This is a genomic window from Pseudomonas fragi, assembly GCF_025426255.1.
Taxonomy (GTDB): Bacteria; Pseudomonadota; Gammaproteobacteria; order Pseudomonadales; family Pseudomonadaceae; genus Aquipseudomonas; species Aquipseudomonas kulmbachensis.
Genome location: NZ_CP104861.1, coordinates 4,992,404 through 5,016,018, shown reverse-complemented (window position 1 = coordinate 5,016,018; position 23,615 = coordinate 4,992,404). Strand labels below are relative to the sequence as shown.

The window sequence follows — 23,615 nt, the reverse complement described above, 5'->3', positions numbered from 1 at the left end:
AACCGGCGTGGTCGCCTGGCTTTTGTTGATAGTGCTTTGGTCCCGTCCCTGTTTCGGCCCCTGAGCGCTCCAAGCGCATTTCGGCACCGCGTTAGCAATGCCGAAATTAACTCAAATGACCCAGCGGCGGCTACAGGACAGCGAACGTGCCTTGTGCTTTTGCGACCAGTTTGTCGCCCTGCAACACCTCTGCTTCGACGACCAGAGTACGTCGCCCTGGGTGAATGACCTTGGCGATGCATAGCACATCGCCTTCAGACACCGCGCGGATGTAGTTGATTTTGCACTCGATGGTCACGCTCTGCTGATCAAAACCATGGGCGCTGGAGCACGCCAGCCCCATGCTGATATCCACCAGGCTGAACAACACGCCACCGTGCAGCTTGCCGCCCCGGTTGCGCAGTTGCGGCTCCAGGCTCAGCGCCACATGCGCCACGCCGTCTTCCAACGACTGCACGCGGCAACCGATCAACTCGCTGAAAGCGCTTTGGGTCAGGCCGTCCGGGAGCGCCATTAGCGTTTCTTCAGCTGTTTGGCGTTGGCAAACAGCGAGGCCATCGCATTATTGCTCGGCGCTGCGGCAACCGTTTCCTTGCGTGGTGCTGTGTTTTGCTGGCGCGGGGCGGAACCCGGGCGTGCACCGCGAGCACCGTCGATTTTTTCGCCGGGGGTGTCGCTCATGCGCATCGACAGGCCTACGCGTTTGCGCGGGATGTCGATTTCCATGACCTTGACCTTGACCACGTCACCGGCTTTCACGGCTTCACGCGGGTCCTTGATGAACTTCTCGGACAAGGCCGAGATGTGCACCAGACCGTCCTGATGCACGCCGATATCGACGAAAGCACCAAAGTTGGTCACGTTGGTCACCACACCTTCCAGAATCATCCCCAGTTGCAGGTCCTTGAGGTCTTCGACGCCTTCCTGGAACTCGGCGGTCTTGAACTCAGGACGCGGGTCGCGGCCTGGTTTTTCCAGCTCTTGCAGAATGTCGGTGACCGTCGGCAGGCCGAAGGTTTCGTCGGTGAACTTCTTCGGATCAAGGCGCTTGAGGAAGCTGGCGTCGCCGATCAGCGAGCGAATGTCACGCTCGGTATCCGAAGCAATGCGCTTGACCAGCGGGTAGGCCTCGGGGTGAACCGCCGAGCTGTCCAATGGGTTGTCGCCATTCATGACGCGCAAGAAACCTGCCGCTTGCTCGAAGGTTTTTTCGCCCAGGCGGCTGACTTTTTTCAACGCCGCACGGGTTTTGAACGCGCCGTTTTCGTCGCGATGGCTAACGATATTTTGTGCCAGCGTGGCATTAAGGCCCGAAATACGTGCCAGCAGCGCCACGGAGGCGGTGTTCACATCCACGCCCACGGCGTTTACACAGTCTTCAACCACAGCGTCCAGGCCGCGAGCCAGCTTGAGCTGGGACACGTCATGCTGGTACTGGCCGACACCGATGGACTTTGGATCGATTTTCACCAGTTCTGCCAGTGGATCTTGCAGGCGGCGGGCAATCGACACTGCGCCACGGATCGAAACGTCCAGATCCGGGAATTCCTTGGCCGCCAGTTCCGAGGCCGAGTACACCGAAGCGCCAGCTTCAGAGACCATCACCTTGGTGACTTTCAAGGCCGGGTATTTCTTCATCAGATCGATGACCAGCTTGTCGCTTTCGCGGCTGGCAGTACCGTTGCCGATGGCAATCAGCTCCACCGAGTGCTTGGCGCACAGGGCGGCCATGACCGAGATGGTCTGGTCCCATTTGTTGTGCGGCACGTGGGGGTACACGGTGGCGTATTCCAGCAGCTTGCCGGTGGCATCGACCACGGCAATTTTGCAGCCGGTACGCAGGCCCGGGTCCAGACCCAGGGTGGCGCGCGGGCCAGCAGGTGCAGCCAGCAGCAGGTCGTGCAGGTTGTGGGCGAATACGTTGATCGCTTCGGTTTCGGCACCGTCGCGCAGCTCACCCAGCAAGTCGGTTTCGAGGTGGGTATAGAGCTTGACCTTCCAGGTCCAGCGCACCACTTCGCCCAACCATTTGTCCGCCGGGCGATTTTGATTTTCCAGGCCGAAGCGCTGGGCAATCATCATCTCGCCGGGGTGCAGTGTGCCGGGCAATTCTTCACCGACTTTGAGCGACGAGCTGAGGATACCTTCGTTGCGGCCCCGGAAAATCGCCAGAGCACGGTGCGACGGCATGCTTTTGAGCGGCTCGTCGTGTTCGAAGTAGTCGCGGAACTTGGCGCCTTCCTCTTCTTTGCCAGCAATCACGCGGGCGCTGAGGATGGCTTCGTGCTTGAGGAAGCTGCGCAGTTTATCCAACAAGCTGGCGTCTTCTGCGAAGCGCTCCATGAGGATGTACTTGGCGCCATCGAGGGCTGCCTTGACGTCTGCCACACCTTTTTCAGTGTCGACAAAACGGGCCGCTTCGGTTTCGGGATTGAGTGTCGGGTCGTTGAACAGGCCATCTGCCAGTTCGCCCAGGCCTGCTTCCAGGGCGATCTGGCCCTTGGTGCGGCGCTTTTGCTTGTACGGCAGGTACAAGTCTTCGAGGCGGGTTTTGGTCTCGGCGAGTTTGATGTCGCGGGCCAGTTCCGGGGTCAGCTTGCCTTGTTCTTCGATGCTGGCGAGGATGCTCAGACGCCGTTCGTCGAGTTCGCGCAGATAGCGCAGGCGTTCTTCCAGATGACGTAATTGGGTGTCATCCAGGCTGCCGGTCACTTCCTTGCGGTAGCGAGAGATGAAGGGCACGGTGGAGCCTTCATCCAGAAGAGCGACGGCCGCTTCGACCTGCTGCGGGCGCACGCCAAGTTCTTCGGCGATGCGGCTGTTGATGCTGTCCATAAAACCACCTGACAAATTGTGATGCAGGCTCGCAGGCCCGGGCTTGAAGGCTTGCGAGGCTGGTTGAGCGGCCCGGAGGGCGCCGCTACCTGGGCCAAAAGGGCAGCCTGTTGACCCGTGAAATCAGCAAATTACGGCAGGCGCTGAAAAAATAAATCCTGCCACAACCTTTGAAAATTCGTGGTTGCCTGACACAAAAGGCGGCGCATTATAACCAGCGTTCCCGGATTCAGGGCACTGCGCGCTACGGCCTCATTGACGGGTCTGCTGTTTATGCAGGAAAAATCTGCTAACAATGCACACCATGCGTATCACAGCGGCTAAGCCATAATGCGCGCCGAGATCACAGGAGCATCTAATGAGCAGCATTGCACAAACGGCTGAAGGCGAAAAAATTCTCATCGTTGATGACGATCCTGGGCTGAGCAGCCTGCTGGAACGTTTCTTCGTCAGCAAGGGCTATCGCGCCCGTGCTGTGCCGAACGTCGAGCAAATGGATCGTTTGCTGGCTCGTGAGGTATTTAACCTGGTGGTATTGGATTTGATGCTGCCTGGCGAAGACGGCTTGTCAGCCTGCCGCCGTCTGCGTGCAGCAGGCAATCGGGTGCCAATCATCATGCTGACCGCCAAGGGCGACGAGCTGAGCCGTATCAAGGGCCTGGAACTGGGCGCCGATGATTACCTGGCCAAACCGTTCAACCCCGATGAGCTGATGGCGCGGGTGCGTGCCGTGCTGCGCCGCCAAGCGGCTCCGGTGCCGGGTGCGCCGGGCAGCGAAGACGAAAGCGTGACGTTCGGTGATTACGAGCTGTCCCTGGCGACTCGCGAGCTTAAGCGTGGCGATGAAGTTCACATGCTCACCACGGGTGAGTTTGCAGTGCTTAAAGCCCTGGTCATGCATGCTCGTGAACCATTGACCCGCGACAAGCTGATGAACCTGGCCCGTGGTCGTGAGTGGGATGCGCTGGAGCGTTCAATCGACGTCCAGATTTCCCGTTTGCGTCGCATGATCGAGCCGGACCCGTCCAAACCGCGTTATATCCAGACCGTCTGGGGCGTAGGTTATGTGTTCGTGCCCGATGGTAACGCGACCAAGTAATCGCTCATTTGTAGGAGCGAGCCATGCAGGTGCCCTTCGGGGACCTGATCGGCTCGCGATACTTTTTTTGCGGGTCTCAGGGCTCGTTCCTGCAAAGTGTAAAAGCGGCTGTCTATGAAAACCCCTCTCTGGTTTCCCCAAAGTTTTTTCTCGCGCACTCTCTGGCTCGTCCTGATTGTCGTTCTGTTTTCCAAGGCCCTGACGCTGGTTTATCTGCTCATGAACGAGGACGTATTGGTCGATCGCCAATACAGCCACGGTGTGGCACTGACCCTGCGCGCCTATTGGGCCGCTGATGAAGAAAACCGTAACAAGATTATCGATGCCGTCGATCTGGTGCGTGTCGTGGGCGGCGGTGTGCCCGAGGGTGAGCAACACTGGCCCTACAGTGAAATCTACCAACGTCAGATGCAGGCTGAGCTTGGGCCTGATACCGAAGTTCGCTTGCGGATGCACACGTCTCCTGCGCTGTGGGTGCGTGCCCCGAGCCTGGGTGAAGGCTGGCTGAAAGTGCCGTTATACCCGCACCCGCTTCGCGGGCAGAAAATCTGGAATGTGCTGGGTTGGTTCCTGGCGATTGGCTTGCTATCCACTGCATCGGCCTGGATTTTCGTCAGCCAGCTCAATCAGCCGCTCAAGCGTCTGGTGTATGCGGCACGTCAGCTGGGGCAGGGGCGCAGTGTGCGCTTGCCCATTAGTGACACGCCCAGCGAAATGACCGAGGTCTATAGTGCCTTCAATCAAATGGCTGAAGACGTCGAGCAGGCAGGCCGTGAGCGTGAGCTGATGCTTGCGGGCGTGTCCCATGACCTGCGGACCCCGCTGACCCGTTTGCGTCTGTCTCTGGAGCTGATGGGCAACCACAGCGATCTTTCGGACGATATGGTGCGTGACATCGAAGACATGGATGCGATCCTCGATCAGTTCCTGGCCTTCATCCGTGATGGACGTGATGAGCCGGTCGAAGAAGTTGACCTGTGTGAATTGATCCGTGAAGTCGTGGCGCCCTACAACCAGAACGGTGAGCAGGTTCGCTTGCGTTTGCAGCCGATCCAGCCGTTTGCGTTGCGCCGGGTATCGATGAAACGCCTGCTCAACAACCTGATCGGCAATGCTCTGCACCATGCGGGCGAAGACGTTGAGGTTGCGGCTTATGTGTCCGGAGACGTCAGCGCGCCGTACGTGGTACTGAGCGTGATGGACAGGGGAGCGGGGATTGACCCTTCGGAGCTTGAAGATATCTTCAATCCGTTTATTCGCGGCGACCGTGCCCGTGGCGGCAAAGGTACGGGCCTGGGCCTGGCTATCGTCAAGCGGATTGCCTCCATGCATGGCGGCAATGTCGAATTGCGCAACCGCAGCGGCGGCGGGCTGGAAGCTCGTGTACGCCTGCCGCTGGGGCTGATGTTGCCAAGAGGGGCGGTTTAGGCCCTGTAGCCGCTGCCGAAGGCTGCGATAAGGGCCGCAGGACCTTCGCTTTTGACATGAAAAGCGGGGTCGCTAGCCGCTGCCGCTGCCCATCGCAGCCTGCGGCAGCGGCTACAAAGGTACTTAACCCTTGCCCTTGGTCCGCGTCATATGCGGGCTGCTGTTTTTCTCCAGATGCTGAATGATGATCCCGGCCACATCCTTGCCTGTGGTGGTTTCAATGCCTTCCAGCCCAGGTGAAGAGTTGACCTCCAGCACCAACGGGCCGTGGTTGGAGCGCAAGATATCGACCCCTGCCACGCTCAGTCCCATGACCTTGGCCGCACGAATGGCGGTCATGCGCTCTTCCGGTGTAATTTTGATCAGGCTGGCGCTGCCGCCACGGTGCAGGTTGGAACGGAACTCGCCCGGTTTGGCCTGACGTTTCATGGCCGCGATCACCTTGTCCCCGACCACGAAACAACGAATATCGGCACCGCCGGCTTCCTTGATGTATTCCTGCACCATGATGTTTTGCTTGAGCCCCATAAAGGCCTCAATCACCGACTCTGCAGCGGTGGCGGTTTCACACAGCACCACGCCAATACCCTGGGTGCCTTCCAGCACTTTGATCACCAGCGGCGCGCCGTTGACCATTTCGATCAGGTCGGGAATATCATCCGGAGAGTGGGCAAAGCCGGTCACCGGCAAACCCAGGCCACGCCGCGACAGCAGTTGCAGCGAGCGCAGTTTGTCCCGCGAACGGGCAATCGCCACCGATTCGTTGAGCGGGAAAACCCCCATCATTTCAAACTGGCGCAGTACCGCGCAGCCGTAGAATGTAACCGACGCACCAATGCGCGGAATCACCGCATCGAAGCCTTCCAGCGGCTTGCCGCGATAGTGAATCTGCGGCTTATGACTGGCAATGTTCATATAGGCGCGCAGGGTATCGATCACTACCATTTCATGGCCTCGTTCGGTACCGGCTTCAACCAGACGACGAGTGGAATACAGACGCGGGTTACGCGACAGCACAGCGATCTTCATGCAACACCTGTGGCAGAGGTAGTAGTGACCGGGAACACCGGCTTGTCTTGAACATATTTATGTTCAGGATTGACGACCAGTTGGCCGTCAATCAGGGCTTTTGAGCCCAGCAATAAGCGGTAACGCATCGATTTGCGGCAGGCGAGGGTGAATTCGACCTGCCAGACCCGGTCACCCAGCGCCAGGCCAGTGCGGATCACATAGCGAACCTGGGTGTGGCCGTTGGAGCTTTTGATGGTTTTAATGGCCACCAAGGGAGCTTCACAGCGGCGGTGACGCAGTTGTACCAGTGTGCCCAAATGGGCATTGAAACGTACCCACTCGACACCGTCGCGCACAAATGGCTCGATTTCGGAGGCGTGCAAGCTGGAGGTACTGGCACCGGTGTCGATTTTCGCCCGCAGGCCCGCGACTCCCAAATCGGGAAGCGCCACCCACTCGCGCAGACCGACAACGGTCAAGTGATCAAAAGTCTTCAATATAAGTAACCAGCGATTAACGTATTCAGGCCGCAGGAGGAACCCTGCAGGTAAAACAATCGGCGATGCCGATTTGGCAGTCTACAAACGGTATTCACGCAGAATATCCGGCAAATGGCGACAGTTATCTGCGTGTACGCTGTTCAGCAGGCAGGCATTCTATCGGGCCGATTGCTTCAGTTGTTCATCGCAAGTAGTAGTACAGTTCTGACTATTTCAGTGAAGAGGAATTCCAGTGGCACAAAAGCAGGAAGAGGACGACAAGGTTCGCCTGGACAAGTGGCTCTGGGCAGCGCGTTTTTACAAAACCCGTGCGTTGGCCAAAGCGGCCATTGAAAGCGGCAAGGTGCATTGCCGTGGTGAGCGCTGCAAACCGAGCAAAGAGCCCCGCTTGGGCGATGAACTGCAAATACGTATAGGCCTTGAAGAACGCACTGTGGAAGTCAAAGCGCTGTCAGTCGTGCGCCGTGGCGCGCCGGAAGCTCAATTACTCTACGCCGAAACCGAACAAAGCATCGCCAAGCGCGAGAAAGCAGCTGCCATGCGCAAATCCGGGGCCATGGGCATCAGTACTGATGGCAAGCCGACCAAGAAACAAAGGCGCCAACTGCACCAGTTTCATGATGCCAGTGGTGCCGAGTGAGCTGATCAATACTCACAAACCGTACGTCGAGTCCGCGAGTGCATAACTTGTAATAGTCCATGCATGGCGCCATATAGGGTCATCAGACCTGCACGACATTGAAAGACTCGTACACATTTTGTCACCAATTCAGAACTCTATTCTTATGTCCGACTTACTCAAAACCGATTCCACACAACGTTTTATGTTCGACACCAGCGATGCTCGCGGCGAACTGGCCTCGCTGGAGCACAGCTACGCTGATGTGTTGGCCAAGCACGCCTATCCGCAGCCGGTCCAGCAGTTGTTGGGCGAGTTGATGGCTGCCGCTGCGTTGCTGGTAGGCAACCAGAAAATCGATGGTTTGCTGAGCCTGCAGGCACGTTCCGAAGGCCCGGTGCCCCTGTTGATGATCGAATGCACCAGCGACCGTGAAATACGCGGCCTGGCTCGTTTTGACGCTGACAGCATTGCCCCGGACGCCACTCTGGCTGACCTGCTGCCTAACGGCGTACTGGCCATTACCATTGATCCTACAGTTGGCAAACGCTATCAGGGCATTGTGGATCTGAACGGCGAAACGCTGGCTGACTGCTTCACCAACTACTTCGTGATGTCTGAGCAAGTGCCGACCCGCTTTTGGCTTGTCGCCGATGGCAAGCGTGCGCGTGGCATGTTCTTGCAGCAGTTGCCTGCTGACGTGGTCAAGGATGAAGAAGAACGTGTCGACAGCTGGGACAAGTTGCTGATGCTGGGCGATACGCTCAAGGCTGAAGAGTTGCTGGGGTTGGACAACGAAACCATCCTGCATCGCCTGTATCACGAAGAAACAGTGCGCTTGTTTGATAACCAGGTCATTGAATTCAAGTGCAGCTGTTCGCGTGAGCGTTCAGGTAATGCATTGACCAGTCTGGGGCATGAAGATGCGCTGGCTTTGGTTACCGAACATGGCGGCCATATCGAAATTGACTGTCAATTTTGTAACGAGCGCTACCTGTTTGATGCCGCTGATGTCGATCAATTGTTCGCTGGCGCGGGTGTTAAATCACCTTCAGGCACTCAGCACTAAAACGATTCAGCTTAGGTAAAACGCCTGTCAAAACCCGTTCTTGCGCGGTTCTGACAGGTGGGCCCTACTCTTTTTGGGGTTTTCTGGCATAATCCGGCCCACTTTTTTCGCGGTAGTAGTGCAAACTTTTCTACTACAAAACGTTTGGCGCAATCGGCCAATGGCCGACGGGGAACCTCATGACGCAAGCTAATAACGCCGTGTACACCGATCTGAGCATCGACGATCTGGTCAAAGAAGCCCTGAGCCGTGGTGAGGGCGAGCTTGCCGACAATGGCGCACTGGTTGTCAAAACCGGCCATCGTACCGGCCGTTCACCAGCTGACCGCTTCATTGTTGAAGAGCCGACCACTCAGGACGCAATCGCCTGGGGCCCGATCAACCGCAAGTTCCCGGCCGACAAGTTCGATGCACTGTGGGACCGCGTTGCGGCTTATCTGGGTGAGCGTGAGCGTTTTGTTTCTCACGTGCATGTAGGTTCAGATCCGGCGCACTACCTGCCCGTCAAAATGACCACCGAAACTGCTTGGCACAACCTGTTTGGCCGTTGCCTGTTCATCAACCCTGAACAGTACAACCCAGCGGGCAAAGACGAGTGGCAAGTGATCAACGCACCGAACTTCGTGTGCGAGCCAGAGCGTGATGGCACCAACTCCGACGGTTGCGTGATCATCAACTTTGCAGCCAAAAAAGTACTGATCGCGGGCATGCGTTATGCCGGCGAGATGAAAAAAGCCCTGTTCTCGGTTCAGAACTTCCTGCTGCCAGCAGTCGACGTTCTGCCGATGCACTGCGCTGCCAACATGGGCGAAGAGGGCGACGTTACCCTGTTCTTCGGCCTGTCCGGCACGGGTAAAACCACTCTGTCGGCTGACGAAAGCCGTTACCTGATCGGTGACGACGAACACGGCTGGGGCGTAGGCGTTGTGTTCAACATCGAAGGCGGTTGCTATGCCAAGTGCATCGACCTGTCCGAGAAGAACGAGCCGGTTATCTGGAAAGCCATCCAGCACGGCGCCGTGTTGGAGAACGTTGTTCTCGACGAGAACAAAAAACCAGACTACGCAGACGACAGCCTGACTCAGAACAGCCGCGCCGCTTACCCGCGTGAACTGATCGAAAAACGCGCTCCGCTGAACCTCGGTGGTGAGCCTAACGCTGTGATCTTCCTGACTTGCGACCTGACTGGCGTGTTGCCACCTGTTTCGATCCTCAGCGAAGAACAAGCGGCCTACCACTTCCTGTCTGGCTACACCGCGCTGGTGGGTTCGACTGAAATGGGTTCGGGCAGCGGCATCAAGTCGACTTTCTCCACCTGCTTCGGCGCACCGTTCTTCCCGCGCCCAGCTGGCGAATACGCAGAGCTGCTGATCAAGCGCATCCGCGGCTTCGGCTCCAAGGTGTACCTGGTTAACACCGGCTGGACCGGCGGTGGCTACGGCGTTGGCAAGCGTTTCAACATCCCGACTACGCGTGGCGTGATTGCAGCGATCCAGAGCGGTGCTCTGATCGGCGCAGCAACCGAGCACCTGGACACCATCAACCTCGACGTACCATTGACCGTACCGGGTGTTGACACAGTACTGCTCAACCCACGTAACACTTGGGAAGACAAAGCTGCCTACGACGAAGCTGCCAAGGCATTGGCTGGCCTGTTCGTTGAGAACTTCAAGAAGTTCGACGTCAGCGACGCGATCAAGGCTGCTGGCCCGAAGGCGTAAGCATTCGGTCAGTGTGTTGATCCACGAAAAAGCCGCCTGAAAAGGCGGCTTTTTTGTGCCTGGAATTTAGCCTTCCAGAGCTTGGGTATCCCACTGTCGGGCTTGGATAGCCTCATACAGCATGCCAATGGTCAGCGGCACTTTGCCCTCGCGGCCCTTGGCCTTGCGCTTGAGGTGCGGGTCATTACCGGCTGGCTGGAAGTAACGGTAGGCGTCGTAATCGGTCAGCTCAAGACCGAAGTGCTCCTCCAGGGTTTCCATCAGATGCTGGGCATCGCTGCCGTTGCAGCCCAGGTCGAGGTTGATCGAGGTCTTCAGGCTGACGGCCTTGTGTTCCGGCAGGCCGATTTCTTCATGCAGCACCTGCATCAGCTCGCGTAGGGCAGGGGTGTCCGGGAGGTCAGAGGCGAGTTTCATGGTCAAAAGTCCGAAAAGAATTTCAAGGTATCTCTCCTGGCGAGTGAGTCTTCAACCAGTCAGCCAATGCTGCGTTCATTCGTGTTTGCCAGCCGGGTCCGGACGCTTTGAATTGCTCCACGACTTCGGGCGCAAGTCGGATGGTGATGCGTGTGAGCACTTTTTCAGCCTTGGGCCTGCCGCGTTTGATCAACTGCGGACCTTTGAACTCGTCGGCAGCTTCAAAAAAGGCCTCTGTCAACTCCGGCGCGTCATTCGGGTCAGCCCAATCGATGGGCATAGAGTACTTGTTCGCGCTCATTGGCTTTCCTCATTGATATAATACGGCGGTCCTCGCCGCGCGGTGTCCAGACCAAAACAACCATGCGTTCCTGTATCAGGCCGATGCTGATTAGTCGGACTTCGCCGTAATCCTGACGTAAGTCTTCAGCTGTGAAGTGATGACCTGCAAATACGGCTTTTGCGTCAGCGAAATCAAGGCCTCGCTCGATTAGCGTCTTGTTGCGCTTGGTGATGTCGTAGGTTATTTGCATCAATATATCGTATGTACAATAAATACTACTGGCAAAATCCAGTTGTTGCCAAACTTTGCGTTTTCTCCTGACAAAGGGTTGTTCAAGGCATTCTGGCCCGGCCCTGTATCATCCCCTCTCAATTTGCCCCCGACCTTTTCTCGATCAGCTGCAACCCCCGCGTTAGAGTTTTGCGCTTTGCAGTGGTCAATGGAGTGACAGTGATGCACAACACCCTGGAACAGGTTTTCGGTTACCCACAGTTTCGTGCCGGGCAAGAAGCGGCGATCAGTGCTGTTCTGGCTGGGCGTTCGGCGGCGGCGATTTTTCCGACGGGTTCGGGCAAGTCGTTGTGTTACCAACTGCCGGCCCTGTTATTGCCGCACCTGACACTGGTGGTCTCGCCCCTGTTAGCCCTGATGCAAGATCAGTTGGCGTTTTTGCAACGCCACGGGATTGCGGCGGCCAGCATTGATTCGGCGCAAAGCCGTGATGACGCAAGTGCAGTCATGGCTCGGGCGAAAACGGGTGAGTTGAAGATTTTGATGATCTCGGTTGAGCGCCTCAAGAACGAACGTTTTCGTAACTTCTTGCAGCAGGTGCCGGTTTCGTTGCTGGTGGTGGATGAAGCGCACTGTATTTCCGAGTGGGGGCACAATTTTCGCCCGGACTACCTGAAGCTCCCGGACTACCAGCGTCAGTTCAATATCCCGCAGGCCTTGCTGCTTACGGCTACAGCTACGCCCAATGTAATCGCGGATATGCAGGCCAAATTCGCGATTGCCGAGGCGGATGTCATTACCACCGGTTTCTATCGCGCCAACCTCAACTTATGGGTTGAGCCGGTCAGCGGCGCGACCAAGCGCGAGCGCCTGGTGCAGTGGATGGGCCAGCGCATTGGCCAGCCCAGCATCGTGTACGTCACGCTGCAAAGGACCGCTGAGCAGATCGCTCAGCACCTCAACCAGCACGGGATCAGTGCCAACGCCTATCACGCCGGTTTGCCCCACGATCAACGTGAGGGCATTCAGCGCCAGTTTATGAGCGGGCAGTTGAATTGCATCGTCGCCACCATTGCCTTTGGGATGGGCATTGATAAAAGCGACATCCGCAACGTGGTGCATTTTGACTTGCCCAAGTCGATTGAAAACTACAGCCAGGAAATCGGCCGCGCCGGGCGTGATGGTCAGCCGTCCGAATGTCTGGTGCTGGCCAACCGCGACAGCCTCAACGTGCTGGAAAACTTTGTGTACGGCGATACGCCCGAGCTGCAAGGCATTCGCTGCGTGCTTGATGAACTGCGTGGGGCGATACCTGAAGGGCAGTGGGAGTTCATGCTTCTGCCGTTGTCTGATCAGAGCAATATTCGTCAGTTACCGCTCAAAACCTTGTTGGTGCAACTGGAACTGCGTGGTCTGATTGCTCCGCGCTATGCCTATTTTGCGGAGTATCGCTTCAAGTTTTTGATCGAGCCCGAAGTACTGCTGGCCAGGTTCGAGGGCGAGCGCCAGCAGTTCGTCTCGGCCATCATCCAGACTTCCAGCCGTGCGAGAACCTGGGCCACGGTGAATTTCGACGCGTTGTACAGCCACCATCAGGCCGACCGCAATCGGGTGGTCAAAGCGCTGGATTACTTTCAGGAGAAGGGCTGGATCGAGCTTGAAAGCAAGCAGATGACTGAGGTCTACAGCCTGTTGGTGAGCGATTTTGATGCCCAGGCGCTGAGCCAGGAGTTGCATGCTTACTTCACTGCCCACGAGCGTGGCGAGATTGTGCGTATTCACGCGATGCTGGCGTTGTTCGCCAGTGAAACTTGCCTGAGCTATCGGCTGGCGCAGTACTTTGGCGACGAACAGGCACCGCAGCATTGCGGGCATTGTTCGGTGTGCGCAGGGCAGGTAGCTCACTTGCCGGAGCCGCCTGCACTGTCGCCGCTTGTGGATAAGAACTTCGAAGCGTTATGTGGCGCTTTTATCCACAGGCATCAGGAGTACACGGGAAGTTATCCCCCGGCAGAACGCCTGACCCGTTTTTTATGCGGGATCAGTGTGCCGATGTTCACCAAGATGAAAGCGCGCGCCATTGCGGGGTTTGCGGCATTGGAAAACTACCCCTATGCCCAGGTGCGGGAATGGGCCGCGAAGGAAATGCTTTCCTTGTAGATACGCTGTTGCCGGCCAAGGTATCCCCAGTGGGAACGAGCCTGCTCGCGAACGGGCTTCGCGAGCAGGCTCGTTCCCACGGTTAGTTTCTTTGTAACCGTTGTCGCAGGGGTTAACCCAACAGCTCGCGCAGCACCCGGGTGAAGTCGCGGCAACTGGCTTCTTCATCGGCGTGATGACCATCACGCACCACCCACTGGCCATTGACCAGCACGTCGCGCACCTGACGATCGCCGCCCGCAAACAACCAGCGGTTAAGAATCGCGTCGTCCTTGGCGGTGGCCAGGTACGGGTCGTTACCGTCAAGCACCAGCCAGTCGGCGCGCTGGCCCACGGCCAATCCGGCAACCGCCTGCCCCATCGCTTGGGCACCACCCACCAGCGCCGCGTCGTACAGCGTGCGCCCGACCATCGGTTGGTCGCTGCGATACATCCGGTTACGGCGTTGATCACGCAAGCGCTGGCCGTATTCCAGCCAGCGAAGTTCTTCAACCACACTCAGCGACACATGGCTGTCCGAGCCGATACCCATGCGCCCGCCTTGAGCAAGGAAGTCCACCGCCGGGAAAATACCGTCACCCAGGTTGGCTTCTGTGGTCAGGCAGAGCCCGGCTACGGCCTGGCTTTGCGCCATAAGCTGAACTTCAGCGGCGTTGGCGTGGGTCGCATGCACCAAGCACCAGCGCTGATCGACCTCGACATTGTCGTATAGCCACTGGATCGGCCGCTTGCCGCTCCAGCTCAGGCAGTCGTCGACTTCCTTTTGTTGCTCGGCGATATGGATATGAACCGGGCAAGTCGTGTCGCTGGCGCGCAAGACTTCGTGGATTTGCTCGGGGGTAACGGCGCGCAGCGAGTGAAAACACAGGCCCAAGGCTTGCGCAGGTTGTTGCGCCAGCAGCGGCTGCAACTGCTGCTGCAATTTCAGATATTGCTCGGTGCTGTTGATAAAGCGCCGCTGGCCGTCATTGGGTGCTTGGCCGCCAAAGCCCGAGTGGCTGTAAAGCACCGGCAACAGGGTCAGGCCAATGCCGGTCGAGCGCGCCGCTTCGCTGATGCGCAACGCCAGTTCTGCCGGATTGGCATAAGGCTGGCCCGACAGATCGTGGTGTACATAATGGAATTCGGCGACCGAGGTGTAACCTGCCTTGAGCATTTCAATGTACAACTGACGGGCAATAACACCGAGCTGCTCGGGGCTTATTTTTCCGACGAGCCGATACATCAAATCGCGCCAGGTCCAGAAACTGTCATTGGGGTTGCCCGCCACTTCGGCCAAACCGGCCATGGCCCGTTGGAATGCGTGGGAGTGCAGATTCGGCATGCCCGGCAGCAGTGGCCCGCTCAGGCGTTCGGCGCCGTGCGCGTCGGCATTGGCTTGAACCCGGGTCAGGTGGCCATCGGCACCGACCTCGATTCGGACATTGGCAGCCCAGCCTGTGGGTAGCAGCGCACGCTCGGCAAAGAAGACGGACATCGGTTCGGTACCCCATTGCTTGTAATTTGTATATACATATACAGACGTTTGCCTGCTCGGTAAACTCCGGCAAGCTACGCCACTTAACTCATGAACAAGGATTGCCTGTGTCGACTCCGCCTGTCGTGTCCCCGCTGGCCGCCCACATGGGCGATAGCCCGGCCCCGCTTTACGCCCGCGTAAAGCAAATGATCACTGCGCAAATCCAGAGTGGGAACTGGCCGCCGCATTACCGTGTGCCTTCTGAAAGCGAGCTGGTGACCCAATTGGGCTTCAGTCGCATGACCATTAACCGTGCGCTGCGTGAAATGACCGCCGACGGTTTACTGGTGCGCATGCAGGGCGTCGGTACTTTTGTGGCCGAGCCCAAGACTCAGTCCGCGCTGTTTGAAGTCAACAACATTGCCGATGAGATCGCTGCTCGTGGGCATAAACACACCTGCAAGGTGATCAGTCTGGGCGAAGAGATGGCCGGTTCCGAACGCGCCGCCGTGCTCGACATGCGTGAAGGGCAGAAAGTCTTTCATTCGCTGATCGTGCACTACGAGAACGGGATTGCCGTGCAAATTGAAGACCGTTTCGTCAATGCGCTGGTGGCACCGGACTACCTTAAGCAGGATTTCACCCTGCAAACGCCTTACGCCTATCTGTCTCAGGTTGCACCACTGACCGAAGGCGAGCACGTGGTTGAAGCGATTCTGGCTGACCCTAAAGAATGCAAATTACTGCAAATCGAGCCCGGTGAGCCGTGCCTGCTGATTCGCCGCCGCACCTGGTCGGGTCGTCAGCCTGTTACCGCCGCCCGCTTGATCCACCCGGGTTCCCGTCACCGCCTCGAAGGACGTTTCAATAAATGAGCCAGACCGTTGTTTTACGCGCCGCCGATTACCCGCGCATGCCGTGGAAAAACGGCGGCGGCAGCACCGAAGAGATCACCCGTGACGCGGGCGAGGGTCTTGAAGGTTTTGGCTGGCGCCTGTCGATTGCCGATATTGGCGAGTCTGGCGGTTTTTCGCGTTTCGACGGTTATCAGCGGGTTATCAGCGTGCTGCAAGGCGCGGGGATGAACCTGAAAGTCGACGGCGTAAGCACCCGAGGATTGTTACCGTTCGATGCGTTTGCGTTCCGGGGTGAAAGCGCCGTCACCTGCACCCTGATTGATGGGCCAATCCGCGACTTCAATCTGATCTACGCCCCCCATCGCTATGCGGCACGCCTGCAATGGCTGCACGCGACAACCCCGCAGCGCCTGTTCAGCTCGGCGCATACGCTGTTGGTGTTTGGTGCGGGTGAACAAACGCATGTGAGCCTGGGTAACACCAGCCACGAACATCTGGGCCGTTACGACTGCCTGCAATTGAGCGGCAATCGCCAGTTGCTGGAAATCACTGTGACCGGGTTGTGCTGTGTGATCGAGTTAACGCCGGTCTAGCGTGTAGCCGCTGCCGCAGGCTGCGATAAGGACCGAAGGGCCTTTGCCTTCAATAGTCAGGGCAGGGGCCGCTTCGCGCCCAATCGCAGCCTGCGGCAGCGGCTACATAAAGCAGTGATGTTTCCGTTCTCTGTTACCTAACGCCCCAATTCAGCGCACAATTCTGCTTTCGTAACACCTCCTACAAATTTTTCCCTCCCCCCCATAGAACTTCTCTCGCATCTGCGCGCCTTTATTTACGGGGCTTGCAGATTTTTCATGGCGAAAATTTGCAGATTGGCCGCTAACTTGCATATGCTTGTATGTACAAGTACATAAGTGTGCGTCGATCCTCTTCTCACACCCGACGCATCTGCCCAACGCTGAGGAGTTACCCGTGACTTCAACTACCCCAAAATCGCCTGCTTCGTTCACCCGTCACCGTGATGGTGAGATCCGCGCCGCCCGTGGTACACAGCTCACAGCCAAAAGCTGGATGACTGAAGCTCCACTGCGGATGCTGATGAACAACCTCGATCCGCAAGTGGCCGAGAACCCGACCGAACTGGTGGTGTATGGCGGTATTGGCCGGGCAGCGCGGAACTGGGAGTGCTACGACAAAATCGTCGAAAGCCTGACCAACCTCAACGATGACGAAACCCTGCTGGTGCAATCGGGCAAGCCGGTCGGCGTGTTCAAAACCCACAGCAACGCGCCACGGGTTCTGATCGCCAACTCCAACCTGGTGCCGCACTGGGCCACGTGGGAGCACTTCAACGAACTCGACGCCAAAGGCTTGGCCATGTACGGCCAGATGACTGCGGGCAGCTGGATCTACATCGGCAGCCAGGGCATCGTGCAGGGCACTTACGAAACCTTCGTCGAAGCCGGTCGCCAGCACTACAACGGCAGCCTGGTCGGTAAATGGGTACTGACCGCCGGTCTGGGTGGCATGGGCGGCGCGCAGCCGTTGGCTGCAACTCTGGCTGGTGCTTGCTCGCTGAACATCGAATGCCAGCAAAGCCGCATCGATTTCCGTCTGGCCACTCGTTATGTCGACGAACAAGCCGCGGATCTGGATGACGCGCTGGCCCGTATCGCTAAATACACCGCTGAAGGCAAGGCGATTTCCATCGCTCTGTGCGGCAACGCTGCAGAGCTGTTGCCAGAAATGGTCCGCCGTGGCGTACGCCCGGACATGGTCACCGACCAGACCAGCGCCCACGACCCGCTGAACGGCTACCTGCCTAAAGGCTGGACCTGGGAGCAGTACCGCGACCGCGCTGTGACTGATCCGGCCGCCGTGGTCAAAGCCGCCAAAGCCTCGATGGGCGAACACGTAGAAGCCATGCTGGCGTTCCAGAAGGCGGGTGTTCCAACCTTCGACTACGGCAACAACATCCGTCAGATGGCCAAGGAAGTTGGCGTCGAAAACGCTTTCGACTTCCCGGGCTTTGTACCCGCGTATATCCGCCCACTGTTCTGCCGTGGTGTAGGTCCATTCCGTTGGGTCGCGCTGTCGGGTGATCCGGAAGATATCTACAAAACCGACGCCAAGGTTAAAGAGCTGATCGCCGACGACGCCCACCTGCACAACTGGCTGGACATGGCCCGCGAGCGCATCAGCTTCCAGGGCTTGCCGGCACGTATCTGCTGGGTTGGCCTGGGCCAGCGCGCCAAGCTGGGCCTGGCGTTCAACGAAATGGTGCGCAGCGGCGAGCTGAAAGCGCCGATCGTGATCGGTCGTGACCACCTGGACTCCGGCTCGGTCTCCAGCCCGAACCGCGAAACCGAATCGATGAAAGACGGCTCGGACGCCGTGTCCGACTGGCCACTGCTCAACGCTTTGCTGAACACCGCGAGCGGCGCGACCTGGGTCTCCTTGCACCACGGCGGCGGCGTTGGCATGGGCTTCTCGCAGCATTCGGGGATGGTAATCGTATGTGACGGCACCGACGAAGCGGCTGAGCGCATCGCTCGTGTTCTGCACAACGACCCGGCGACTGGTGTGATGCGTCACGCCGATGCGGGCTACGACATTGCCATCGATTGCGCCAACGAGCAGGGCTTGAACCTGCCGATGATCAACGGCTGACACTGGTCTTCTGTGGGAGCGAGCCTGCTCGCGAACGACCTTCGCGAGCAGGCTCGCTCCCACAAGGTTGCTAAAGATTTCTATAATTTCGGTTACACGCGTGAAGGAGTATTAACGTGCTTGAGTTAAACCTGATCCCCGGCCAACTGAGCCTTGCCCAACTGCGTGACATTTATCAGCAGCCGGTTACCCTCAGCCTGGACGAGAGTGCTTCGGCGCAGATCGATGCCAGTGTGGCGTGCGTTGAGCAGATCCTTGCCGAAAACCGCACCACCTACGGCATCAACACAGGTTTCGGTCTGCTGGCTTCGACAAAAATTGCCAGCGAAGACCTGGAAAACCTCCAGCGTTCTCTGGTGCTGTCCCACGCAGCCGGTATCGGCGAGCCGATCAGCGATGATCTGGTGCGCCTGATCATGGTGCTCAAGGTCAACAGCCTGAGCCGTGGTTTCTCCGGGATTCGCCGCGTAGTGATCGACGCCTTGATCACGCTGATCAATGCCGAGGTTTACCCGCACATCCCGCTTAAAGGTTCAGTGGGCGCGTCGGGCGACCTGGCGCCGTTGGCGCATATGTCACTGGTGCTGTTGGGCGAAGGCAAGGCACGTTACAAAGGCGAGTGGCTCGATGCAGTCACTGCCTTGAAGCAAGCCGGTCTTGAACCGCTGACTCTGGCTGCCAAAGAAGGTCTGGCGCTGCTCAACGGTACTCAAGTATCGACAGCCTACGCCCTGCGCGGTCTGTTTGAAGGCGAAGACCTGTTTGCTGCCGCTATGGCGTGCGGCGGCCTGACGGTTGAAGCGGTGCTGGGTTCGCGTTCGCCGTTCGATCCACGTATTCATGCTGCTCGCGGTCAACGCGGTCAAATCGACGCTGCTGCGATTTATCGCGACCTGCTGGGTACCAGCAGCGAAGTGTCCGAGTCGCACAAGAACTGCGACAAGGTACAAGACCCGTACTCCCTGCGCTGCCAGCCACAAGTGATGGGTGCCTGCCTGACCCAGTTCCGTCAGGCGGCTGAAGTGCTGGGCGTTGAAGCCAACGCGGTGTCGGATAACCCGCTGGTATTTGCCGAGCAGGGCGACGTGATCTCCGGCGGTAACTTCCACGCCGAACCGGTAGCGATGGCTGCAGACAACATGGCGTTGGCGATTGCCGAAATCGGCTCGCTGAGCGAGCGCCGCATCTCGTTGATGATGGACAAGCACATGTCGCAATTGCCGCCGTTCCTGGTGGCCAATGGCGGCGTCAACTCCGGTTTCATGATCGCTCAGGTAACGGCTGCGGCCTTGGCCAGCGAGAACAAGGCGTTGTCCCACCCACATAGCGTTGACAGCATTCCTACCTCGGCCAACCAGGAAGACCACGTTTCGATGGCTCCTTCTGCTGGCAAGCGTCTGTGGGAAATGGCTGAAAACGTACGCGGTGTACTGGCAATCGAGTGGCTGGCTGCGTGCCAGGGTCTGGACCTGCGTGATGGCCTGAAAACCTCGGCCAAGCTTGAAGTCGCTCGCACCACCCTGCGCAGCAAGGTCGCTCACTATGAGAAAGACCGCTTCTTCGCTCCGGATATCGAAATTGCCATGCAATTGCTGGCGACTCGTTGCCTGAACGATCTGCTGCCTGCTCACGTTCTGCCAAGCCTGTAATCCAAAAAAACGCAGAGGGCCTACGGGCTCTCTGCGTCTCTGTTTTCGCCGACAAAAATAATCAAGGACGCGAAATGCAAACGCAAACTCAAGGTTTGAAACGCGGGCTATCCGCTCGCCACATCCGTTTTATGGCGCTGGGTTCAGCGATCGGAACGGGTCTTTTTTATGGTTCAGCCGCTGCCATTCAAATGGCTGGACCTGCTGTACTGCTGGCCTACCTGATTGGTGGCGCCGCGGTGTTTATGGTGATGCGTGCACTGGGCGAAATGGCCGTGCACAACCCGGTGTCGGGCTCCTTTGGCCATTACGCCAGCACCTACCTGGGCCCTATGTCGGGCTTTATTCTGGGTTGGACCTACGCCTTCGAGATGATCATCGTGTGTCTGGCCGATGTCACGGCCTTCGGCATTTACATGGGTTTCTGGTTTCCTGAGGTGGCGCGCTGGATCTGGGTTTTGGGCATTGTGCTGCTGATTGGCGGGTTGAACCTGTGCAGCGTCAAAGTCTTCGGCGAAATGGAATTCTGGCTGTCGCTGCTTAAAGTTGCCGCCATCGTGGCGATGATTCTGGCCGGTTTCGGCATCATGCTGTTTGGCATCGGCACTTCCGGCAGCTCTGACGCTGTCGCCACCGGCGTCAGCAACCTGTGGTCGTTCGGTGGCTTTATGCCTAATGGCGTGGGCGGCTTGATCGCCTCGTTTGCCGTGGTGATGTTTGCCTTCGGCGGCATTGAAATCATCGGCATCACTGCCGGTGAAGCCAAAGACCCGCAACGCGTGATTCCTAAAGCGATCAACGCGGTGCCGCTGCGTATTCTGTTGTTCTATGTGCTGACGCTGTTTGTGTTGATGGCTATTTACCCGTGGAACCAGATTGGCAGCCAGGGCAGCCCGTTCGTGCAGATTTTTGACAGCCTGGGCATCAGTTCTGCAGCCACCATTCTGAATATCGTGGTGATCTCGGCGGCAGTGTCGGCCATCAACAGCGATATCTTCGGCGCTGGCCGCATGATGTACGGTCTGGCACAGCAAGGGCAGGCACCTAAAGGCTTTGCCAAAATCTCCCGCCATGGCGTGCCGTGGATGACCGTACTGGTGATGGGCGCTACGTTGTTGGGCGGTGTAGTGCTCAACTACTTGATCCCGGAAAACATCTTCCTGGTCATCGCCTCGATTGCCACCTTCGCCACGGTGTGGGTGTGGTTGATGATTTTGGTGACTCAGGTGGCCATGCGCCGTTCCATGACCCGAGAGCAAGTGGCCGAACTCAAGTTCCCCGTGCCGTTCTGGCCGTATGCGCCAATGGCTGCTATCGCATTTATGGTGTTTATCTTCGGCGTACTGGGTTACTTCCCTGAGACCCAGGCGGCACTGATGGTAGGCGCGGTCTGGATTGTATTCCTGGTTGTGGCTTATCTATTGTGGGTAAAGCCGGCTGCGGGTCGTGCGATTGAAGTGGCTCCCGAGCTTTCCTGAGTTTTTGATCATTGACGGAGTGACGCAATGAAAACCCTTTGGCAACACTGCAATGTCGCAACCATGGCTAATGGCATGTACTCGATCATCGAGGACGCCGCCATCGTTACCCGTGACGGCTACATTGAGTGGATTGGTTCGCGTCAGCAGTTGCCGACGGGCGAGTATGGTCAAACCCATGGCCTGGAAGGGGCGTGGGTGACGCCGGGGCTGATCGATTGCCATACCCACACGGTGTTTGGCGGTAATCGCAGTGGCGAATTCGAGCAACGCTTGCAGGGTGTGAGCTATGCAGAAATTGCCGCTGCCGGTGGCGGTATCGCCAGCACCGTGCGTGCGACCCGTGCTGCCAGCGAAGAGGAATTGTTCGCCAGCGCCCGTCAGCGTTTGTTGTGCTTGCTGCGTGATGGCGTCACCAGTGTCGAGATCAAGTCCGGTTACGGCCTGAGCCTTGAGAGCGAACGCAAAATTCTGCGGGTGATCCGCCGTCTAGGGGCCGAGTTGCCGGTCACGGTGCGCAGCACCTGCCTGGCGGCCCATGCTTTGCCGCCGGAGTACAAGGACCGCGCCGACGACTATATCGAGCATATCTGCAACGAAATGCTGCCAGCGCTGGCAGCTGAAGGGCTGGTGGATGCAGTGGATGCGTTCTGCGAGTACCTGGCGTTTTCTCCGGCTCAGGTTGAACGGGTATTCAAAGTGGCGCAGCAACTGGGCCTGCCGGTCAAATTGCACGCCGAGCAGTTGTCCTCGTTGCATGGCTCCAGCCTGGCGGCGCGTTATCAGGCGTTGTCTGCGGATCATCTGGAGTTCATGACTGAAGAAGATGCGATTGCCATGGCCGAATCCGGAACCGTGGCTGTGCTGCTGCCCGGTGCGTTTTACTTTTTGCGTGAAACCCAGCTGCCGCCGATGGAGGCCCTGCGCAAGCACGGGGTGAAAATCGCCATCGCCAGCGACCTCAATCCGGGCACGTCGCCGGGGTTGTCGTTGCGCCTGATGCTGAACATGGCCTGCACCCTGTTCCGCATGACCCCCGAAGAAGCCCTGGCCGGTGTCACTCAGCATGCGGCTACGGCGTTGGGCATGGGCGAGACCCACGGCTCGCTGGAGCCCGGCAAGGTGGCCGACTTTGTGGCCTGGAACATTGATCGTCCCGCAGACCTGGCCTACTGGCTGGGCGGTGATCTGGATAAACGCGTCGTGCGCAACGGCGTTGATGTAGCGCTTTAGGAGAAAAGCTTGTGGATAAGGTACTGACATTTAAACAAGGCCGCGTGCCATTGCTGATCAGCATGCCCCACGCTGGCTTGAAACTGACACCTGCGGTGAAGGCCGGGCTGATCCCCGAAGCGCAAAGCCTGCCGGACACCGACTGGCATATCCCGCAGCTTTATGATTTTGCCAACGAGATGGGCGCCAGCACCCTGGCGGCTGAATATTCGCGTTTTGTGATTGACCTTAATCGCCCCGAAGACGATGCGCCGATGTATGTGGGTGCAACCACAGGGCTGTTTCCGGCCACGCTGTTTGATGGCGTGCCACTGTTTCGCGAAGGGCAGGTGCCTACGGCACAAGAGCGCGCCACCTACCTGGAGCAGATCTGGAAACCCTACCACCAGACCCTGCAACAGGAACTCAAACGGCTCAAGGACGAATTTGGCTATGCGCTGCTGTTTGATGCGCACTCCATTCGCTCTTGCGTGCCGCACCTGTTTGACGGGCGTTTGCCGGACTTCAATCTGGGCACCTTCAATGGCGCCAGCTGCGACCCGTTACTGGCCCGCGATCTGGAAGCGATCTGTGCCGAGCATCCGACCTATAGCCATGTGTTGAACGGGCGCTTCAAGGGGGGTCATATCACCCGCCATTACGGCAGCCCGGCCGACAACATCCACGCCGTGCAGCTGGAACTGGCGCAGTGCACCTATATGGAAGAGTTCGAGCCGTTCAACTACCGCGAAGACCTGGCCGCACCAACCCAAGTGGTGCTCAAGCAATTACTGGCGCGGATTATCGAGTGGGGGCAGCAGCGTTATTCCAGGGGTTGATTTTGATTTTGTGGGAGCGGGCTTGCTCGCGATGCGGACTACTCGGTCTTACGGTTAGACCGCATCGATGCAATCGCGAGC

Annotated in this window: 21 protein-coding genes; 13 read left to right on the top strand and 8 right to left on the bottom strand. The window is 58.1% G+C overall.

Features of this window, described 5'->3' with window-relative positions:
* Window positions 1-130: 130 nt before the first annotated feature.
* Complete coding sequence (locus N7D90_RS22975; RefSeq protein WP_261740122.1) at window positions 131-514, bottom strand: PaaI family thioesterase; 384 nt, start codon at window positions 512-514, stop codon at window positions 131-133.
* On the bottom strand, window positions 514-2,835 hold the full coding sequence (locus tag N7D90_RS22970) for a Tex family protein (RefSeq protein WP_261740121.1): 2,322 nt from the start codon (window positions 2,833-2,835) through the stop codon (window positions 514-516). Before N7D90_RS22970 ends, N7D90_RS22975 begins: the two co-directional genes overlap by 1 nt.
* Before the next feature lie 358 nt (window positions 2,836-3,193).
* Between N7D90_RS22970 and ompR the strand changes: the two genes are divergently transcribed.
* Both ompR and N7D90_RS22960 read left to right on the top strand, forming a co-directional pair.
* Entirely contained in the window at window positions 3,194-3,934 is a 741-nt protein-coding gene (ompR, locus tag N7D90_RS22965) for a two-component system response regulator OmpR (protein ID WP_261740120.1), read from the top strand.
* A gap of 114 nt (window positions 3,935-4,048) precedes the next feature.
* Window positions 4,049-5,362 carry an ATP-binding protein gene (locus N7D90_RS22960; protein ID WP_261740119.1) on the top strand — a complete coding sequence of 438 codons (1,314 nt, stop codon included), beginning with the start codon at window positions 4,049-4,051 and terminating at the stop codon, window positions 5,360-5,362.
* A 123-nt stretch (window positions 5,363-5,485) separates the two neighbouring features.
* Here the strand turns inward: N7D90_RS22960 and rimK are convergent, their stop codons facing one another.
* Complete coding sequence (gene rimK / locus N7D90_RS22955) at window positions 5,486-6,391, bottom strand: 30S ribosomal protein S6--L-glutamate ligase (protein WP_016783140.1); 906 nt, start codon at window positions 6,389-6,391, stop codon at window positions 5,486-5,488.
* Window positions 6,388-6,870: an ATP-dependent zinc protease gene (locus tag N7D90_RS22950; RefSeq protein ID WP_261740118.1), complete on the bottom strand. Its 483-nt coding sequence runs from the start codon at window positions 6,868-6,870 to the stop codon at window positions 6,388-6,390. Before N7D90_RS22950 ends, rimK begins: the two co-directional genes overlap by 4 nt.
* Window positions 6,871-7,105: 235 nt before the next feature.
* Between N7D90_RS22950 and N7D90_RS22945 the strand changes: the two genes are divergently transcribed.
* From N7D90_RS22945 to N7D90_RS22935, 3 genes are all read left to right on the top strand, one after another.
* Entirely contained in the window at window positions 7,106-7,513 is a 408-nt protein-coding gene (locus N7D90_RS22945) for an RNA-binding S4 domain-containing protein (RefSeq protein WP_261740117.1), read from the top strand.
* A 145-nt stretch (window positions 7,514-7,658) separates the two neighbouring features.
* Complete coding sequence (gene hslO, locus N7D90_RS22940; RefSeq protein WP_261740116.1) at window positions 7,659-8,561, top strand: Hsp33 family molecular chaperone HslO; 903 nt, start codon at window positions 7,659-7,661, stop codon at window positions 8,559-8,561.
* 179 nt (window positions 8,562-8,740) lie between these two features.
* A complete protein-coding gene (locus N7D90_RS22935; RefSeq protein ID WP_261740115.1) occupies window positions 8,741-10,282 on the top strand; it encodes a phosphoenolpyruvate carboxykinase in 1,542 nt (513 codons plus the stop codon).
* Between the two features lie 66 nt (window positions 10,283-10,348).
* On the opposite strand, the gene N7D90_RS22930 is transcribed toward N7D90_RS22935, so the two are convergent.
* Genes N7D90_RS22930 through N7D90_RS22920 form a run of 3 tightly spaced genes read right to left on the bottom strand, consistent with a single transcriptional unit; the run spans window position 10,349 to window position 11,232 of the window.
* Window positions 10,349-10,699, bottom strand: a complete 351-nt coding sequence (locus N7D90_RS22930) for a DUF1493 family protein (RefSeq protein ID WP_261740114.1) — start codon at window positions 10,697-10,699, stop codon at window positions 10,349-10,351.
* Window positions 10,700-10,721: 22 nt separating this feature from the next.
* The gene (locus N7D90_RS22925; protein ID WP_261740113.1) at window positions 10,722-11,000 is read right to left on the bottom strand and encodes a BrnA antitoxin family protein; all 279 of its coding nucleotides are present in this window, start codon (window positions 10,998-11,000) and stop codon (window positions 10,722-10,724) included.
* Window positions 10,960-11,232 carry a BrnT family toxin gene (locus N7D90_RS22920; protein WP_261740112.1) on the bottom strand — a complete coding sequence of 91 codons (273 nt, stop codon included), beginning with the start codon at window positions 11,230-11,232 and terminating at the stop codon, window positions 10,960-10,962. Before N7D90_RS22920 ends, N7D90_RS22925 begins: the two co-directional genes overlap by 41 nt.
* A gap of 203 nt (window positions 11,233-11,435) precedes the next feature.
* On the opposite strand from N7D90_RS22920, the gene N7D90_RS22915 reads away from it, so the two are divergent.
* Window positions 11,436-13,373, top strand: a complete 1,938-nt coding sequence (locus N7D90_RS22915) for an ATP-dependent DNA helicase RecQ (protein ID WP_261740111.1) — start codon at window positions 11,436-11,438, stop codon at window positions 13,371-13,373.
* A gap of 112 nt (window positions 13,374-13,485) precedes the next feature.
* Here N7D90_RS22915 and N7D90_RS22910 read toward each other — a convergent pair whose 3' ends face one another.
* Window positions 13,486-14,850, bottom strand: a complete 1,365-nt coding sequence (locus tag N7D90_RS22910) for a formimidoylglutamate deiminase (RefSeq protein WP_261740110.1) — start codon at window positions 14,848-14,850, stop codon at window positions 13,486-13,488.
* 146 nt (window positions 14,851-14,996) lie between these two features.
* On the opposite strand from N7D90_RS22910, the gene hutC reads away from it, so the two are divergent.
* The 7 genes from hutC to hutG all read left to right on the top strand — a co-directional run bounded on the left by hutC (window position 14,997) and on the right by hutG (window position 23,534).
* Complete coding sequence (gene hutC / locus N7D90_RS22905) at window positions 14,997-15,707, top strand: histidine utilization repressor (RefSeq protein WP_219262600.1); 711 nt, start codon at window positions 14,997-14,999, stop codon at window positions 15,705-15,707.
* Window positions 15,704-16,282, top strand: a complete 579-nt coding sequence (locus tag N7D90_RS22900; protein ID WP_261740109.1) for a HutD family protein — start codon at window positions 15,704-15,706, stop codon at window positions 16,280-16,282. Before hutC ends, N7D90_RS22900 begins: the two co-directional genes overlap by 4 nt.
* 376 nt (window positions 16,283-16,658) lie before the next feature.
* Window positions 16,659-18,356 carry a urocanate hydratase gene (gene hutU, locus N7D90_RS22895; RefSeq protein ID WP_261740108.1) on the top strand — a complete coding sequence of 566 codons (1,698 nt, stop codon included), beginning with the start codon at window positions 16,659-16,661 and terminating at the stop codon, window positions 18,354-18,356.
* A gap of 116 nt (window positions 18,357-18,472) precedes the next feature.
* Entirely contained in the window at window positions 18,473-20,005 is a 1,533-nt protein-coding gene (gene hutH / locus N7D90_RS22890) for a histidine ammonia-lyase (protein ID WP_261740107.1), read from the top strand.
* 74 nt (window positions 20,006-20,079) lie between these two features.
* Window positions 20,080-21,483, top strand: a complete 1,404-nt coding sequence (locus N7D90_RS22885) for an amino acid permease (RefSeq protein ID WP_261740106.1) — start codon at window positions 20,080-20,082, stop codon at window positions 21,481-21,483.
* Window positions 21,484-21,510: 27 nt separating this feature from the next.
* The gene (gene hutI, locus N7D90_RS22880) at window positions 21,511-22,716 is read left to right on the top strand and encodes an imidazolonepropionase (protein WP_261740105.1); all 1,206 of its coding nucleotides are present in this window, start codon (window positions 21,511-21,513) and stop codon (window positions 22,714-22,716) included.
* A gap of 11 nt (window positions 22,717-22,727) precedes the next feature.
* On the top strand, window positions 22,728-23,534 hold the full coding sequence (gene hutG, locus N7D90_RS22875; RefSeq protein ID WP_261740104.1) for an N-formylglutamate deformylase: 807 nt from the start codon (window positions 22,728-22,730) through the stop codon (window positions 23,532-23,534).
* Window positions 23,535-23,615 lie beyond the last annotated feature (81 nt).

Excerpts from the sequence above, each read along its gene's own strand:
- N7D90_RS22975 (WP_261740122.1), bottom strand. The coding sequence starts at position 514 with ATGGCGCTCCCGGACGGCCTGACCCAAAGCGCTTTCAGCGAGTTGATC.
- N7D90_RS22970 (WP_261740121.1), bottom strand. The coding sequence starts at position 2,835 with ATGGACAGCATCAACAGCCGCATCGCCGAAGAACTTGGCGTGCGCCCG.
- ompR (WP_261740120.1), top strand. The coding sequence starts at position 3,194 with ATGAGCAGCATTGCACAAACGGCTGAAGGCGAAAAAATTCTCATCGTT.
- N7D90_RS22960 (WP_261740119.1), top strand. The coding sequence starts at position 4,049 with ATGAAAACCCCTCTCTGGTTTCCCCAAAGTTTTTTCTCGCGCACTCTC.
- rimK (WP_016783140.1), bottom strand. The coding sequence starts at position 6,391 with ATGAAGATCGCTGTGCTGTCGCGTAACCCGCGTCTGTATTCCACTCGT.
- hslO (WP_261740116.1), top strand. The coding sequence starts at position 7,659 with ATGTCCGACTTACTCAAAACCGATTCCACACAACGTTTTATGTTCGAC.
- N7D90_RS22935 (WP_261740115.1), top strand. The coding sequence starts at position 8,741 with ATGACGCAAGCTAATAACGCCGTGTACACCGATCTGAGCATCGACGAT.
- N7D90_RS22930 (WP_261740114.1), bottom strand. The coding sequence starts at position 10,699 with ATGAAACTCGCCTCTGACCTCCCGGACACCCCTGCCCTACGCGAGCTG.
- N7D90_RS22925 (WP_261740113.1), bottom strand. The coding sequence starts at position 11,000 with ATGAGCGCGAACAAGTACTCTATGCCCATCGATTGGGCTGACCCGAAT.
- N7D90_RS22920 (WP_261740112.1), bottom strand. The coding sequence starts at position 11,232 with ATGCAAATAACCTACGACATCACCAAGCGCAACAAGACGCTAATCGAG.
- N7D90_RS22915 (WP_261740111.1), top strand. The coding sequence starts at position 11,436 with ATGCACAACACCCTGGAACAGGTTTTCGGTTACCCACAGTTTCGTGCC.
- N7D90_RS22910 (WP_261740110.1), bottom strand. The coding sequence starts at position 14,850 with ATGTCCGTCTTCTTTGCCGAGCGTGCGCTGCTACCCACAGGCTGGGCT.
- hutC (WP_219262600.1), top strand. The coding sequence starts at position 14,997 with ATGGGCGATAGCCCGGCCCCGCTTTACGCCCGCGTAAAGCAAATGATC.
- N7D90_RS22900 (WP_261740109.1), top strand. The coding sequence starts at position 15,704 with ATGAGCCAGACCGTTGTTTTACGCGCCGCCGATTACCCGCGCATGCCG.
- N7D90_RS22885 (WP_261740106.1), top strand. The coding sequence starts at position 20,080 with ATGCAAACGCAAACTCAAGGTTTGAAACGCGGGCTATCCGCTCGCCAC.
- hutI (WP_261740105.1), top strand. The coding sequence starts at position 21,511 with ATGAAAACCCTTTGGCAACACTGCAATGTCGCAACCATGGCTAATGGC.